This is a genomic window from Mesorhizobium kamtschaticum (genome assembly GCF_056174585.1).
The window spans coordinates 5,445,888-5,460,601 of record NZ_CM149691.1 but is presented as its reverse complement, the minus strand read 5'-3'; the positions used below and the strand labels follow the sequence as shown (position 1 = coordinate 5,460,601).

Genomic DNA, 14,714 nt, shown 5'->3' with positions numbered 1-14,714 from the left:
ACCGGGGGAAACACCATGACCACTGCGACACTGGGACAACCCAGCCGGTTCGAGATCGGCAGGGTGTTCAACAACACCTTTGCCGTCATCGGCCGCAACATCGGGCTTTGCCTTGGCCTTGCCGCGCTGTTCGCGGGCGTGCCGACGCTGCTTGTCAGATTGTGGACCCAGCCGCAGATCGACGCGGTGTTGCATGGCAATCCCGGTGCGATGGCGGATCCCCATGCGATGTTTCGCAATTCCTACCTCAGCGTTATTGCTGGGCTGGTTTCCTTCGTTCTCACGCTGCTGCTTCAGTCATCGCTGGTTCGGGCGACGATCGAGGACCTGAACGGCCGGCGACCATCTTTTGGCGACTGCATTCAGATTGCGATCCGCTTCCTGCTGCCGACGCTGGCGATTGGCCTCCTCGTCGCTCTTGGCTCCGCCCTTGCCATGCTGGCCTTGGTCGTGCCCGGCATCATCCTGTGGCTCGGATGGTCGATGTCGGTTCCGGTCCTGATCCAGGAGCGGCGGGGTGTGTTCGGTTCGATGTCGCGCAGCCGTGCCCTGACAAAGGGCAACCGCTGGTCGCTGTTTGGCCTGTTTCTCATCCTGATGATTATCGCGATGGTCATCCAGTGGGGGATATTGCTGGTTGTCGTCCTGTTTGGCGGGATTTTGGCGCAACTGGGCGCTGCGCTGGTGCAGACCGTGGTCTCCATGGTGCTGTCGATCGCCGCCGCGGTCAGCTATGTCGAATTGCGCCAGGTCAAGGAAGGCGCCAGCATCGACGAACTGGCGAAGATATTCTCTTAGGCGCCCATTGGATGTCGTCTGCAGCACTGGAGCGGGTCGATCGCTTCCGCATCGGCAGGGTGTTGAATGACAGCTTCGCCGTCATTCGCCGCAATCCCGTGCTGTGCCTCGGGCTTGGCCTGGTTCTCTACGCGGTGCCGAGGTTCGCCCTCTCACTTTGGTATGTCAAAGCGATCGTCGGCAACGGCAAGATACCCCTCTGGGTGTTTTTCAGCCAACACGTGATGCTCGCCATTGCCGGCGTGCTCTTTTACGTTGGCGCGATCGCCATTCTGCAGACAGCTCTTATGCGCGCGGCCATCGTCGATATGCACGGCGAAAAGCCATTGCCTGCGGAGTGCCTGGGTGTCGCACGTGCCCTGTTTTTTCCAGTCCTCCTGACCTCGCTTGTGGTGACGCTGGCCGTCATGCTGGGGCTGGTTCTGCTGATCGTTCCCGGGATCCTCCTGCTGCTTCGCTGGGCGGTGACGATACCGGTCTTGATCCAGGAGAAACGGAACATTCTCGACAGCATGGCGCGCAGCCGTGACCTGACCAAAGGGAATCGCTGGGCACTCCTGGGACTGTGGCTGATCCTGATAGTGGGTGGGACACTGGTGGGGCTGGTGGCGCCTCGCATCGCCATGCCTTTGAACGCCACCTTCGGCCTGATCGTCGATTCCCTGGTGAAGGCGACCGTGACGGTGATCTCATCGGTTGCCACGGCGGTCAGCTATATCGAACTCCGGCAGATCAAGGAGGGCACCAGCGTGGAGCAACTCGCGAAGATTTTCTCGTAGCGGACGGTGCCATCTGTACGCTGGCGACAGCCCGTTCAGTGGCAGCAGCAAGGATCTGATTGCACGCTTGTCCGGCACAGGCATGACGAACTGATCGCCACATCCGCCTTGGCCACTGCCACAGCGAGCTTGGCCTGCAGGGCCGGCAGCTCCTCGCTCTCGCCACGCCGCTTCAAACATTCCACCAGCCCGTGCAGCGCCCAGACATTGTCCGGATGCTGGGCGCAGCGCTGCACCTTGCCGCTGAGGCCGAGATCGTCGTGATAGACCTGCTCGGCCTCTTGCGCATGGCCCTGGTCGAGAAGCAGCGCGGCCAGCGCATGGCGCGGCGGGTGCATCCACGCCCACGGTTCGGTGTAGGAGAGATTGTCGTCGAGCTCGACCGCCTGCCGCAGATGGGCGTAGGCCTCATCATGCCGGCCCTGGTGGTAGGCAAGCTCGCCGTCGAGCAAGGCAGCTCCGACAGCGAGCGATGCGCGGGTCGGGTTGCTGAGAAAACGCCGCTCGGCCGGAATGTTCTCCATATGCCGGTGGAATCGCTCGCGCTCGCGCTTGGCTTCAGCGAAATGCTTCAGCGTCGCGTGCGCGACGCCCTTGGCATAGTGCTGCATGGCCGCCGTCAGCACATAGAGACCGGGTTCTTCAACCGCCGGTTCGTCGATGATCTCCTGCCACCGGCCGAATCGCACCTGCACATGCGACTTCATCGCATGATAGCCTTCCACCGTTTGCGTCAGCTTGGGCCGGTCCCCGGATGGCGACCACGTCGCGCACGACCAGGCTGCGCACCTTGTCGGCGGCCCACAGCGCCGGCTTGTACTGGCCAAGGAACATGCAGGTGAACATCATCAGATGCAGGTCGTGGCAGCAGCCTAGCAGGTAATAGGTCGGCTCATCGGCATAGGCGAGGTAGAGGTCGTTGGCGCGGACCGCCTTTTCGCTGGCAAGCTTCGCCTTCTCATAGTCGCCGCACAACACATAGATATGCCCGGCATGTGGTTCATGTGTCCGGCATCGGGGCACATTTCACCGAGCAGATCGGCCGAGCGCATGCCGCGTTCGGGCATGGTGGACATTTCCAGGAGATGGATGTGCAGGTGGACGATCGCCGGATGCTGCGCAATGCCGGCTTCGTCGGCGAGCCGGATCGACCGCTCGCAAACCTCCAGCGCCTCAAGCACGTCCGAATTAGGCGCCGGCGCACCGGTCTTGAGGTTCCACAGCCGCCGCACCGTGCGCATCATCAGCGCCTCGACCAGCAGCGCCATCACATCATGGTCGTCTGGAAAGTTTTCGTAGACCTGCCGCATCGCGGCGGCGTAGGCATCATCCCACTGTTCGAATTCCTGCGGGCTTACTTTGTGCGGCTTCTGGAAACGGCGGGCCAGCGCCTCGATCAGCAGTCGTTCGACCTCGCTGGCGCCAGCCGCATTGGCACGCGCCAGATGGACATGTTCGAAACAGCGCTTCGTCGCGCTGTTGGCCTCGGCCTCGCCATGTTCCTTCCAGGTCAGATTGTAGAAAGGCCCGGCGGCATAGGCGATGCCCCAATGCACAAAAGCGCAGCCGGGATCGGTCTCCAGCGCCTTCTCAAAGCACTTGATGCCTTCCTCATGGTTGAAGCCGTAGCACCAGTTGAGCCCGATATCGAACCAGCGCTGGGTCTCGGTGGAGCGGGTGGAGATCGGGCGGCGATAGGTGCCGAGGTTGAAGCGGTCCATGTCTTCCATTCAAGTCCGATGAGCCGCGAGCCAAGCCGTGGTCAGATTCCCTAGCCATCAATGTGTGCCGAAATCTCCAGACATGGCAAACACCATGAGTGCCGTCGCCACTGTTTTGGAACCGGCGTCCCCTGACAAGAAAAGCCGCCCGGCTTATGCAAGCGCGGACGGCTTTTGAAAATGGAGGTCTGAATGGGAATTGAACCCATTACGTCGGTTTTGCAGACCGATGCGTCACCGTCCCGCCCTCAGACCGCGCTGCTCTTATGGCCACCGCAGCGACACTGCGTCAACCTTGCGCGAGGCGCTACGCCGTCTCGTTTAGGCTCGGAACCAAATCTGCAAATCAGAACTTGTACGCGATCCCGATTCTGAGTTCATTGGTCTTGAGGTGTTCGTGCTCGACAAACGACGAGTCAGTGTTGGTGGTCGCGGTCGTAACCTTGCCGAAATCCGTATAGCGATATTCGACCTGACCGACCCAGTTCTTGTTGAAGGCATAGGCGACGCCAGCACCAACCGTCCAGCCAGCCTTGATTTTTGACTGAGAATCCGTGTCCGGGCTATCTTCGAACTTCGTGTGAATATCCCCGAGGGCCAGACCGCCGGTGACGTAGGGCAGCCAGTTGTCGAAGGCATAACCCAAGCGCCCGCGCAATGAGCCCTGGGCGTCGATATGGGTATTGTCGTCAGTGCCGAACGGCCAGTCCGGATTGTGGCCGACAATTCCGGAGGCCTCGATATCACCTTCAATGCCGCCGACTATGTTGCCCCATTGCATGTTGTAGCCGGCAAAAACACCTCCGGTAACGCCACGGAGCCTAAAGCTATCAGAATAATCCGACAAACCGCCGCCGAGAATTTCGTCCTGAATATGATCCCGGCCCCAGGCGTAACCGATCTGGCCGCCGATATAGGCGCCTGTCCAATCATAGGTGGAAGCGACCGGAAGCTCGTTCACAACATCAGCCGCCATGGCCGAGGTAAGAGTGGCGCCCAGAATTGCTGCAGCCAAAATGTACTTCATTGCGTATCCCCGCCGCGTTGAACTGTGCTTAGCTCAACCATAGCCTCGTATATCAGATGAATTCCCCAGCGGAACGCAATCGAGTGGTCGGAGTGGGACAGTTTCCCGAAGCGTGTTGCGATGGTGCAACAAAAAGACGTTTTCGAGGGGCGTTTCGCAGGTTTCTGAACGATTGTGTTGCGATCTTCACGATTGCGGGAGAGCTGCGCTGCCACAATTACCTGCGACTCTGCAGCGCCTCCCTTGCGCGGTTTGGGCGACGACAGGACTGTCAGTGTTGTAGTGCTGATACTATGCGAAGGGGCGGCTGGCGCCCGCCGCCCTCAGTTGGTTCCTTCGGGCGACGCTTCGTTTTGCCAGCCGGCTAGCTCCGGCAGGTCGTCAAGCCAACTTTTCTCGCTCATCAAGGTATCGCCAGCCAGCGGTGCAACCTCCGTGGCGTTTTGAATGAGCCAGTCCATCCACTTCCGATAGGCAACCGGATCCAGCTGGGGCGGCAGCACCTTGGCCTTGAGCAGCATCCTCTTGCGGAAACTGGTCTGCCGGCGGAGCTTGGTCGTCGTGAACTTGACGACCTTGCCTTGGTAATCAACCGTCCAGCGGTCGCCTCCAAGACTGACAAGGCCGTCGATGGAGAAACCGGCATCGACCGGTCTATCCCGCCAGGGAAGCTCGATGGCATTCTTTCTCAGATCGAGAGCCCATCGCCTGTAATCGGCCCCGGGGCGCTGCGCCGGCAGCACACCCGCCTGTTCGAGCATCTTCCTACGGAAGGTCGGCTGCTTCTTGAGCTGGCCGGTCGTGAACTCGACGCGATGCCCGCGAAACTCGACGTGCCAGCGGATCCTTCCATTGCCGACATACTTCACCAGCCTGTCGATGAGCAACTCGCCATCGGCAAGCATGAGGCAGCCTTGGCTGATGCTTTCGAGAATGAACTGGCTGTCAGTGGGCACTACGCGGCCTCGTGTAGGAAGCTTTTCTGGAACTTAGCCAGTGGAACGCACCGGCAGCCACCAATCTTTTTCGTTCTGGAAATCTCATCTGCCTTAAGCAGCCCAAAGTGACGCGCGGGTTGCGATTGATCTGCAAGCAATGGAACTCGCACCCAGGTGATACAGGGAGCCAGGGTCGCCGATTCTGTTGACATTTGGCATAGCGACGCGACCGCGAATTGATCATCAGGCTAGCCGGTCCCCTGAGGATCGTCGTCACGGTAAGCTAGGCATATTTGAGGTTGTACAAGTAGCAAGATAAGGGGCACCGTGACGCGGTGTCTGCATCCTGTGGAGGGAAATACTATGGAGTCACAGATACCCGCTATTTCGGGATTTGACGCAGACGATTTGCGAGCGTTGCAACTGTTTTACCCATTTGCTTTCGAACAGACAATGCGGGGCATTCAGCAGCAAATTCGCTTTGCCCATTATTCCTCAGCCGAATCCGCAATGAAGATATTGCAGAACAATCAAGTCTGGATGCGTCGTGTTGGCGCTGGCTTGGCCGTTCTAAAACGAAATCGCTGGGCAGGCCGTTGCGTCTGACTCAGCGCCGTCGGTGACCACGGATATACTGGCACCGGCGGACCTAACCGGCAAGCGGCCAGGGCTTCATTCTTATTGATGATGCTGTGTTTCGACTGGCGGTTGTATGGTGGTCTCGGTCATTTCAGTGCGACAATTATGGAAGCAAGGTTCGGGTGCCCGGGAGGGTGTGCCATGCGAGAATTGCCATTCGACATCGATGCAGATGCCGTGATTGAAGTCGGCCGATATCTGGATGATCACGCGAAGACCACCGCAGTTTCGATATCTGAAGCGCTCCGTGTAATCAGGCGTCGCGTCAACAAATCCCGCGTCGGCGACAGCGGTTTGGAGGAACTGATTGTAGAAAGCGCCGCAACCAGAAAGCTTGCTCTCTTGTTGGACAACCACAATTAAAGGGCAGAGCCGCCGTAGGCGGGCGCCCAGACGCGCGCGGATCAGGCTTTTTCCTGCGGCCCGACAGCCCGTTGGGGTGTGACTTTACCGACCGCCGGGCCTAACCGGCGAGGGCACGCCGGCTGATCCGACCATAATATTAGCAACTCCGCAACAGAACCCTGTACAGACGTTTTCCCCCGGTATTGTCCCATTTCGGGACGTCGGTGCTGGCATTGCTCTTGCTTCGGACTTCGTACCGGGTAATCCCGGCCCTGATCGCGTACCTGATCAGGTAGTAGGCTCGCCGGGCTTGAGGTGGTTGGGGTCTTCGCCCGGCGGGTTTATCGCTTTTGCGGCCCTATAGTCAGATTCCCATGGCAATGCGTCAAAGTTCGGCTTGACCCCGCCAGAGCGGTAGGCGTCCTTGGGGCAACGTAATTGCATTTGGCCTTCTCCAGGATGCAGGCAAAGGGCGGATTTCCTGGGCAACGGAAAAGGCCTACTGCGTCCACCTTAGAAATTCCCGGTGAATATCTCAGAATGGATCCCATGGCTGCCTACCGTAAGTCGCCGGTCGGGCTTGCCAGCGTCTGCGAAGGCAGGAATATAATCCTCCCGTTGCGGCGACCCTTCAATGGAGATCGCCATGCCCCACAAGACCCTCGCCGACGCTCTGGCCGCCCGCGAAACGATGTATGTGAATTGCGGCCACCCCATGTGCTGCAAGTCAACCAAGCTCGATATCCAAGCGCTGATCGACAGGCTCGGGCCTGAGTACGGCTCAATGCATCAGGATCTCGTTGGGCTCTTCGGGTGCTTGTATTCCCGACTACGAAGGCCTGCAGCGGGAGCCTAACCGCGACTGGAAGCCGACTTTCGAACGATAGACGTGAGCGTCTTCGAGGAGCCGCACTGGCGGACCGTGTTGACCACCAAGGATAAGCAGAAGGCGTTCGATATGGCCAAGGAGATCGGCGACAAGGTGCGGGTCGAGGAGATCACGCCGAAGGTGAAGAGATAAGATGGTCGGGCGCCCTGTTGCGATCTGGGTGGCTTGGGGGCAGCACTTGCAAATTAGCTAAATTAGTGAAAGCTTATTTATGGGTTCTCGGGGTTTGACCAAACGATGTATTTTCCGCAGTTTCTGGTGGGAATGCTGACGACGTCGGGCGTCGTAGGAACTTGGGCCTATGTGGCCACAGGATCTATCTGGAAGGCCATTGCCTGGGGCATCATCGCTGCAGTTTTGTTGCAGGTCGGGTACTTCTCGCTTGTGTTCAGGCTTGTCTACGGTCGGCGAAACACCGAGCAGGCGGCGGAGGAAATTACACCGGACGCCACGAAGCGGCCAGTCGTTCCAAGTCAGCCACTGCATAGAGCTTCTTCCGCAGCCTCACCCCGGCGCCGCCGCCATTCTCGGGGATGAATTCCTCGACCCCCGCAAGGGCGCGCTTGGCAGCGGTAGCCTCTGGGCCTGACCGGCGGGTATTGAGGAGGTCGGCGACGGCAAGCCAGCCATCCCACGTAAAACCCCCGGCAACCTGCCGCCAGTAGCAACAACGGTATCGGAGACGAAAAGGTTGCCTGGATCGAGAGATCACGCGGAAGGGTGAAGAAGCGTTAGCTAATGAAAATGGCCGGCGCCCTCGCTGGGAGGTTGCCCGAATGGCGCCGGCCAGACGGTCCTTTTCAGGTCCGCCGCGGCGTGAGGGTATCTGAGTCTTGACGTTGCGTCCTGCGGATCGGCTAGCGTGCCTGCTGCATGAGACGGGGCTTTGTCCGGGCGATAGGCAGGGAAATCGCATATGGCGATTTTGGACTTGAAGTCGGTTTGAGAAGGGATTCTTTGGGAAGGCAGTCCATCGAAGGAGTGACTGCCATTTCCAGCCTTGAGAGCTATTTCGGCGCGGTCCCTGATCCGCGCGCGGCCAATGCCACGCACCGGCTTGGCGACCTGATCGTGATGATGATCGCGGCGAGCCTGTGTGGCGCGACCAACGCGACGGAGTTTTCGTTGTTCGCGCAAGAACGCAAGCCGGCGCTGTCGCGTTTGATCGACTATGAGGAGGCGCCCAGCCACGACACCTTCTCGCGGCTGTTGCGGCTGCTCGATCCGGAGGCCTTCGGACGTGCGTTCGCCGCCTTTGCCGCAGGCTTTGCCCAGGCACGCCAGGGTGTGGTCTCACTTGATGGCAAGGCGCTGCGGCGGACCTATGAGAAAGGCCTTGCGGCCAGCCCGCCCCTGACGGTGTCAGCCTTTGCCAGCCAGACGCGGCTGTGTTTGGCGGCGGTCTCGCCCGGCGAGGGAGACAATGAGGTCGAGGCTGCCCTCAAGGTCGTCGAACTCATTGATCTTACTAGCCGATTGGTTGCAGCTGACGCGCTCCATTACCACACGCGCATGGCCCAGGCCATCATTCAGCGTGGTGGCGACTATCTGCTCGCGCTCAAGGGAAACCGCCGGCATTGGTTGGCTCGGGCCAAACAACAACTGGCCCAGACCACTCCCGCCGTCACTGAGCGGACCGAGACCAACCATGGCCGTAGCGAATGGCGGCAGGCAGAGGTCGTGGTGGCGGCTGAACCAATGATGCCTGGGCACAAGGCCTTCATCCGCATCACCAGCCGGCGTGATCAGGCCGAACCGCTGACGCGCATGTTCATGGCCTCAACGCTGCTGTCGCCACAGCAGGCAATCGATCTCACCAGAGCGCATTGGCAGATCGAGAACGGGCTGCACTGGATGCTCGACGTCCATCTGCACGAGGACCTCAGCCGTGCCCGCAAGGACAACGCCCCAGCCAACACCGCGCTAATCAACCGCATCGCCAGAAATATCCTTCAGGCCGCCGATATCGACAAAGTCCCTATCAGCCACCGCATCAAAAAATGCGCTTGGAATGACGACTATCTCATCCAGGCAATCGCTCATATGCGATAGCCCTGGGGCGATAGGCGGGACTAGGCGGTAGGCGGCCCACATCACAACGACAAGCCCCGCTTCGGCGGGGTTTTTCATGTCGCCATGTTGCTATCCATGTTGCTATTCGTAGCCTCCGCTCATTACCAAGCCTTACAAATCAATGGCTTATGTTGCTGCGCATTTCGAGGGTAGCAACATGATTTTGAGCAGTTTTGGTAGCTAAGTGCTTGAAATTGTTTGGCTGGGGAACCTGGATTCGAACCAGGACTAACGGAGTCAGAGTCCGACCCATATCATTGATTTTGCATACTTTTTTTCCCAACGACTTGGAAAATCAGTCATGAAAGATCAAGCAGTTAGCGCAAAAATTCCAACCGTCAAACCGCTGGCGAAACGATTGCCCTGGTTTAGGTTAGACACAGATCGTTGGCGCAGCGAGACGACGACCCTAAAGCCGTTGGAAAAAGTCGTTTACATTGAGGTTAAATGTCTCCTTTTCGAAAACTCCGGCTTCGTGAGGTTTGAAGAAAGCGCGCTTGTGAGGCGCTGTTTTATGCGTCCTACTTCACTCAAAAAAGCTCTGGCAGAACTCGTTAGAGTGGGGCTGATCGACCTGGAGGAAGGTTTTCTTTCGTGCAACGCCGTCACCGAAGAAATCCAAAATCGCACCAAATTCATGGAAAAGTCGGCTAAAACTCGATTAGAAGTAGCGGAAAAAGGCAATAAAATCAGGGACAGCGATCAGAAAGTGAATGCACATCGACAGGATACAGATATTAAACAAGACTCTTACGATCCGGACATTTTCGGGAGGCCTCCAGGTCGATCGTCGTATGAGTCCTTGGCGGGCTTTCACGAACGAACGAAATGGGCATCTGAGAGATATCGAACGGGTCTGGGTACGGCTCATGCCAGGGCTAGAAAGGCTGCCCGTTGACGGATCTCGCGGTGAAGCGGTCACATGCAAGAACTTCGCAAGGTAGTAAGGCCAGCGAGCAGAAAAATATCAAGGGACAGCAGAACCAAACACAGCAACCACACGTGAATCCGAGATTCAAGCAATCGTCGAACTGTTCGATTCAGATGGAAGTCGACGTACCTGCGGGCCGCGACTTGGTGCCCAAAACTGAAGAGGCTGCCAGGTCAATAGAACCCGGGGCTCAGGCGCTTGCCCAACTTTGCAAGGGAGTCGATCCAGTCGTGCTCCAGATCGCAGCAGACGGAGCAACCGATCTTGCACATGGGGCGGATGGGTTTAGCTTGGATGAAAGTAAGAAGATCCTAGCTATGGTGTTGCAGTTGGCGCCGTGCAACGCCCATGAGGCCCTCTTGGCGGTCCAGATGATCGCGGTCCATCGCGCTACCCTCCGTCACGCTGCCGCTATGCATCGATCGAGCACGGCCCACGACATAGCGCTCTTTGAGGGGGGCCTTAACAAGTTGGCGCGAACGTTCTCGATACTGACTGACTCCTTAGGCAGGCTGCGGAATGGCGGTCAACATACGATGCGGGTGGAGCGCGTTACGGTGAACGAAGGCGGCCAAGCGATCGTTGGAAACTTCGGGGGAAGGGGGGTAATAGTGAAAACTCGAATCAACCCCATGCACAAGGCCACAAGATGCAAGGCCAGCAGCAAACGGACTGGCGAACGGTGTGGGGCCACCGCCGTTTCTGGGTTCAGGGTCTGTCGGATGCATGGTGCAGGCGGTGGCGCGCCAAGTGGTGTGCGGAACGGCAATTTCCGGACCGGCTACTGGACAAAGGAAGCGATCGCGATGCGACGGGCACTTAAGCGACTTTTGCGCGGATGCAACGAAACCATCTCCCTGGTTATGCCCCCGCGCACACGTTAGCTCGGATCCCTGCTCGGGTAGACCACCTCCCATCTAGCTGATCGACAGTCAAACGCACCGCTGTGGAAGGCAAGCGTTCGCTTAAGGCCCGTTTCCTGAAAGGCGGCTTTCGGACGTGGACACGCGATAGTTGCCGTCAAGTGAGATTGCGGGTTGATCCTGCGCATCCGCAGCCATGTTCCAACTGACCCGCGCTCGCGCGACGAAAACAATGCAGGCGCGAAACCCATCCTGCTATAGGCATCGCGGGGATACCCATGACGAAACAGAACCTTCCGAAGCGCACGCCACGGAAAAAGTCCGAAGCCGAGTCCTTCGCGATCATTCAATACAAACTGGACGACCTTGGTATTTTTCGCGGCCAGACCGAAAATGACTACGGAATTGATGTCGATTAGAGCTCGCGTGACCGGCACTGGTACGTATTTTGCGCAGCAAGCTCGCACGCCGCCGGCCAAGCAGAAGAAGGAGCGCCGCAATGAACATCGACGAATATGAAAATGGCGGCCGCGCGCTCTATACCGACTTCGCAGAGGCGGTGGCGGCGATCCTCCAGGCGGCGGTCGCCGAGCACAACGACCTGCGGCTGCAGAACATCCAGCATCGCGCCAAGGAGGTGGACTCGCTGCGCGCCAAGCTCGTCAAGGCCGCGGCGGCAGACGCGGCAATTGGTGATATCGCCAAGGACGTCTCGGGCTGCCGTCTCATCTTCTACACCAATGGCGATGTACACCGCTTTGGGCAGAGCGGCATCCTGCGCGAGAATTTCACGGTCGATTATGATCGCTCGAAAATCCACTACCCCGACAGCAAGGAAGACGGCGCCGAGTTCTTCATCTCCGAGAACTGGGTGGTGACAATGAGCGATGCTCGCTGTGCGCTTCCCGAGTATCGCCGGTTCACTGGGCTGCGCTGCGAGATTCAGGTCCAGACGATCCTCGATCATGCCTGGGCGGAGATGGCGCACGACACCATCTACAAGCCGATGACCGATGTCGGGTTCGGGGCCGCCAAGATCGAGGCGATGCGCAAGCGGCTGCGCAAGGTGATGCAGGAGTTCCTCCAGCCGGCGGGTTATGCGTTCGACAAGATCGCGAGTGACTATGCGCAATTGCGCGACGGCAAGGCGATCTTCGACAGCGACGCGCTTGGCGTGATCCGCGCCTGCACTGATCGCAATTCCCTCGACGATGCCATCGAGAAATTTTCGAACTACGTGCTGCCCAACTATGACGACGACATCGCGGCCGCTCCCGAAATTATCGACACGCTGTCGGATGCAGCAATCCGCGCACCGACGATGCCCGACGTGCCGCACAAAAACTATTTCGGCGAATATCCCGGGATCAAGAGCGACGCGGTGATCGCCAAGATTTGCCGCATTCTCGAGAGTGGCTATCTCCTCTATGCGAGCCCCGAGCGGATGCTCGATGCGCTGATAGCGATGCGCAGAGCAGCGGCCACGGAGGACGAGCGCAAGCCGATCGACGATCTCACCCAGCATTTCGCGAAACATGATCGGCGCGCTTGGCAGCAGGTTGGACCGGCTCTCCAGCGACTGCTGGTCGACCATATCGGAGGCCTTGAGGATGCGGCCCTCGTCGCGGCGGCGCCCAGTGCTACCATCATGCTGCGCGAGGCGCTGTCGAGTACGGTGACGGGCACTAGCTGGCAGTCTGATTCCGTGACGTTGCATACCGGGTCGGTTGCGGCGACCGAAGACCTCAAGGCGATGCGGCGCGACGCACTGCACCAGCTCGAGCGCCTGCACGTCCTGCTGGGCAAGGACGCCGCGCGCAAGGATGTCCGCCACGCCATGCTCGCTGCAGGCAATACGCCGAACAACGCTGGCTATACCGACCTGCTCGGCAAGGTCATCATGGACGATCTCGCGCATGTCGCCGGGTTTTTCACTGCGGTGGTGCCCGACCTCGGCCTAGAAGCAAGGCGACAGCTCGAGGTTGATCTGCACCATAAATTCTACGCGTATCACGCACTGCCGACGGGGATGGCGGACAAGCCCGAACTGGTCGTCGCCCAAAGCCGGTTGGTTGACGCGATCACGGCGTGCCGCGCGGCGCTGGAAGGCGATCCCGATTTCGACCGCTACCGGTTGCTTGTCGGGCACGACAGCGTGACCCCGATCATGTGGGCGAAGCCCGGGTTCGATTATGAGGCGGCAGCGAGGGAGCGCTCCGCCGGGATCGACGCCTTGGTGGCGAGCGTCGATGCGGCGAGCGCCGACGAGTGGCTCGCGCGGCTCGAGCGGTTCGTTGAAACCCGTAGCGAGGATATGGCGACGTTCCTCGGCTTGCAGGAGTTCATCAAAAAGCTCGCCACAGCTCAGCCGGACATATTGCTCGACTGGATGCCGCGACTGAACGACCGACTCGCCAACTGGCTGCCCGGCATGCTGCACGGCCTGTCGGACGCGGGTCATGGTGCTGCGGTCAATCCGCGGATCGAAACCTGGGTCGCCGAAGACAAGCATCTCTCGTCGATCGCCTGGTATCTCCAATTCGCGGAGGCGTTCCGGTTCGACCTGCTCGCGGCCATCACCATCAAAGGTCTCGCTGCGGAAGACGATCAGATCCTCCACAATGTCGCGGTGGCCGCTGCGCGGCAGTCCACCAAGCATCCGGACGAATTGTTCGACGCCATCTTCCTGCCGGCGGTTCAGTCGCTGTCGTCCCGCGGATTGTTCGGCTGGGTCGGCGGTATGTTCAACTGGGATCAGTTGGGGCTGCTCAAGGGATTGTCGGCCAAACAGGTCGAGCCGCTGCTCGCGCTCATAATCGACGTGCCCCGCCTCGGCACCGATGGCGAAGCGCTGCTGGCTGTGATTGCGCACGAGCACGCCCAGGCCGTGATCGACCTAATTGGCCGGCGCTTCCTGCATGACCGCGAGACCGGCGATTTCCGGTACGAGGACCTGCCGCATGCGCTCCACTATCTGCGGAAACCGCTCGCCGCTGCGCCGGTCGAGATCGTCGCAGCGGCGCGGCGCTGGTTCGATGCCGACCCAAGCTTTTCTGAGTTTCGCGGCGGGCGCCTGATCGCGCAGCTGTTCCCTAGTCTGGAACTTCCGCTTTACCCCCTGCTCTACAGCCAAGTCGAAGAGAGCCGCGAAGGCATCAATTTCGTGCTGTCTGTGCTGCGCGCGTTCAAGGGCGAGAAGTTCCTGCACCCGCTACTGCGCGCAATCGTCGGCTTCCTGACCCCCGAAGACGAGTTGCTGCAAATCGTCCATATCGTCATCGATTCGAGCGGCGTGCTCGTCGGCGAATATGGCAGCGTCGAAGCGCAGGAGGCGCGCAAGGCGCTGGTCGCCGGATGGGAGACAGATGAGAATGAGGCGGTGCGCGCGTTTGCCACGAGCTTCGTCAAATCGGCGGATAACCAGCTCGCGATGGAACGCCGCCGCGCGGACCGTTCGATCGCGCTGCGTAAGATCGCCTATGAGGAGTAGAACTGTGACAGTGGACCGCACTGCCAAATCGTTGGTAGCCGTGCCCGCGGATTCCTAACTAGGTGTCGATGGGGCTCCTTCAGGTGGAATGGTCCAGCAAGGCTCGGTCTTCGAAATCCGAAAGGGCTGCGCCAAGACGTGCTGCCAGAAGCGCTTCAAAGACGGCGGAATGATTTAGAGATGACACCAAAGCCGATAATCCCACCCGAACAGCTCTCAGA

At 59.4% G+C, this 14,714-nt stretch carries 12 protein-coding genes, 1 tRNA gene and 1 pseudogene; 10 read left to right on the top strand and 4 right to left on the bottom strand.

Going from position 1 to position 14,714, the window contains the following annotated elements; translation table 11 throughout:
- Nucleotides 1–15: 15 nt before the first annotated feature.
- Nucleotides 16–798: a YciC family protein gene (locus AC0V7N_RS27225; protein WP_475451304.1), complete on the top strand. Its 783-nt coding sequence runs from the start codon at nucleotides 16–18 to the stop codon at nucleotides 796–798.
- An 11-nt stretch (nucleotides 799–809) separates the two neighbouring features.
- On the top strand, nucleotides 810–1,577 hold the full coding sequence (locus AC0V7N_RS27220; protein WP_475451303.1) for a glycerophosphoryl diester phosphodiesterase membrane domain-containing protein: 768 nt from the start codon (nucleotides 810–812) through the stop codon (nucleotides 1,575–1,577).
- Between the two features lie 35 nt (nucleotides 1,578–1,612).
- On the opposite strand, the pseudogene AC0V7N_RS27215 reads toward AC0V7N_RS27220, so the two are convergent.
- The 4 genes and pseudogenes from AC0V7N_RS27215 to AC0V7N_RS27200 all read right to left on the bottom strand — a co-directional run bounded on the left by AC0V7N_RS27215 (nucleotide 1,613) and on the right by AC0V7N_RS27200 (nucleotide 5,281).
- Nucleotides 1,613–3,298: pseudogene (locus AC0V7N_RS27215) on the bottom strand (hypothetical protein).
- 181 nt (nucleotides 3,299–3,479) lie between these two features.
- Nucleotides 3,480–3,553: transfer RNA gene (locus AC0V7N_RS27210), tRNA-Cys, on the bottom strand.
- A gap of 91 nt (nucleotides 3,554–3,644) precedes the next feature.
- On the bottom strand, nucleotides 3,645–4,325 hold the full coding sequence (locus tag AC0V7N_RS27205; protein ID WP_475451301.1) for an outer membrane protein: 681 nt from the start codon (nucleotides 4,323–4,325) through the stop codon (nucleotides 3,645–3,647).
- Between the two features lie 323 nt (nucleotides 4,326–4,648).
- Complete coding sequence (locus tag AC0V7N_RS27200) at nucleotides 4,649–5,281, bottom strand: hypothetical protein (RefSeq protein ID WP_496627401.1); 633 nt, start codon at nucleotides 5,279–5,281, stop codon at nucleotides 4,649–4,651.
- A gap of 345 nt (nucleotides 5,282–5,626) precedes the next feature.
- Between AC0V7N_RS27200 and AC0V7N_RS27195 the strand changes: the two genes are divergently transcribed.
- The 8 genes from AC0V7N_RS27195 (at nucleotide 5,627) to AC0V7N_RS27160 (ending at nucleotide 14,493) form a co-directional block, all read left to right on the top strand.
- Nucleotides 5,627–5,869 (top strand): hypothetical protein, encoded by a 243-nt coding sequence (locus AC0V7N_RS27195; protein WP_475451300.1) that lies wholly within the window; start codon nucleotides 5,627–5,629, stop codon nucleotides 5,867–5,869.
- Nucleotides 5,870–6,043: 174 nt separating this feature from the next.
- Nucleotides 6,044–6,265: a hypothetical protein gene (locus AC0V7N_RS27190; protein WP_172224913.1), complete on the top strand. Its 222-nt coding sequence runs from the start codon at nucleotides 6,044–6,046 to the stop codon at nucleotides 6,263–6,265.
- An 871-nt stretch (nucleotides 6,266–7,136) separates the two neighbouring features.
- The gene (locus AC0V7N_RS27185) at nucleotides 7,137–7,268 is read left to right on the top strand and encodes a hypothetical protein (RefSeq protein ID WP_475451299.1); all 132 of its coding nucleotides are present in this window, start codon (nucleotides 7,137–7,139) and stop codon (nucleotides 7,266–7,268) included.
- Between the two features lie 105 nt (nucleotides 7,269–7,373).
- Nucleotides 7,374–7,673 carry an exopolysaccharide production repressor protein gene (locus AC0V7N_RS27180; RefSeq protein ID WP_475451298.1) on the top strand — a complete coding sequence of 100 codons (300 nt, stop codon included), beginning with the start codon at nucleotides 7,374–7,376 and terminating at the stop codon, nucleotides 7,671–7,673.
- Nucleotides 7,674–8,009: 336 nt separating this feature from the next.
- Nucleotides 8,010–9,188, top strand: a complete 1,179-nt coding sequence (locus tag AC0V7N_RS27175) for an ISAs1 family transposase (RefSeq protein WP_496627400.1) — start codon at nucleotides 8,010–8,012, stop codon at nucleotides 9,186–9,188.
- Nucleotides 9,189–9,510: 322 nt separating this feature from the next.
- The gene (locus AC0V7N_RS27170; protein WP_496627399.1) at nucleotides 9,511–10,107 is read left to right on the top strand and encodes a DUF1376 domain-containing protein; all 597 of its coding nucleotides are present in this window, start codon (nucleotides 9,511–9,513) and stop codon (nucleotides 10,105–10,107) included.
- Between the two features lie 1,174 nt (nucleotides 10,108–11,281).
- The gene (locus tag AC0V7N_RS27165; protein WP_475451296.1) at nucleotides 11,282–11,422 is read left to right on the top strand and encodes a hypothetical protein; all 141 of its coding nucleotides are present in this window, start codon (nucleotides 11,282–11,284) and stop codon (nucleotides 11,420–11,422) included.
- An 80-nt stretch (nucleotides 11,423–11,502) separates the two neighbouring features.
- Nucleotides 11,503–14,493, top strand: a complete 2,991-nt coding sequence (locus AC0V7N_RS27160) for a RelA/SpoT-related domain-containing protein (RefSeq protein WP_475451295.1) — start codon at nucleotides 11,503–11,505, stop codon at nucleotides 14,491–14,493.
- Nucleotides 14,494–14,714 lie beyond the last annotated feature (221 nt).

Bases quoted from the DNA above. Each gene is read 5' to 3' on its own strand.
- AC0V7N_RS27220 (WP_475451303.1), top strand. From the start codon at position 810: ATGTCGTCTGCAGCACTGGAGCGGGTCGATCGCTTCCGCATCGGCAGG.
- AC0V7N_RS27205 (WP_475451301.1), bottom strand. From the start codon at position 4,325: ATGAAGTACATTTTGGCTGCAGCAATTCTGGGCGCCACTCTTACCTCG.
- AC0V7N_RS27190 (WP_172224913.1), top strand. From the start codon at position 6,044: ATGCGAGAATTGCCATTCGACATCGATGCAGATGCCGTGATTGAAGTC.
- AC0V7N_RS27170 (WP_496627399.1), top strand. From the start codon at position 9,511: ATGAAAGATCAAGCAGTTAGCGCAAAAATTCCAACCGTCAAACCGCTG.
- AC0V7N_RS27175 (WP_496627400.1), top strand. From the start codon at position 8,010: ATGAGACGGGGCTTTGTCCGGGCGATAGGCAGGGAAATCGCATATGGC.
- AC0V7N_RS27225 (WP_475451304.1), top strand. From the start codon at position 16: ATGACCACTGCGACACTGGGACAACCCAGCCGGTTCGAGATCGGCAGG.
- AC0V7N_RS27195 (WP_475451300.1), top strand. From the start codon at position 5,627: ATGGAGTCACAGATACCCGCTATTTCGGGATTTGACGCAGACGATTTG.
- AC0V7N_RS27165 (WP_475451296.1), top strand. From the start codon at position 11,282: ATGACGAAACAGAACCTTCCGAAGCGCACGCCACGGAAAAAGTCCGAA.
- AC0V7N_RS27160 (WP_475451295.1), top strand. From the start codon at position 11,503: ATGAACATCGACGAATATGAAAATGGCGGCCGCGCGCTCTATACCGAC.
- AC0V7N_RS27180 (WP_475451298.1), top strand. From the start codon at position 7,374: ATGTATTTTCCGCAGTTTCTGGTGGGAATGCTGACGACGTCGGGCGTC.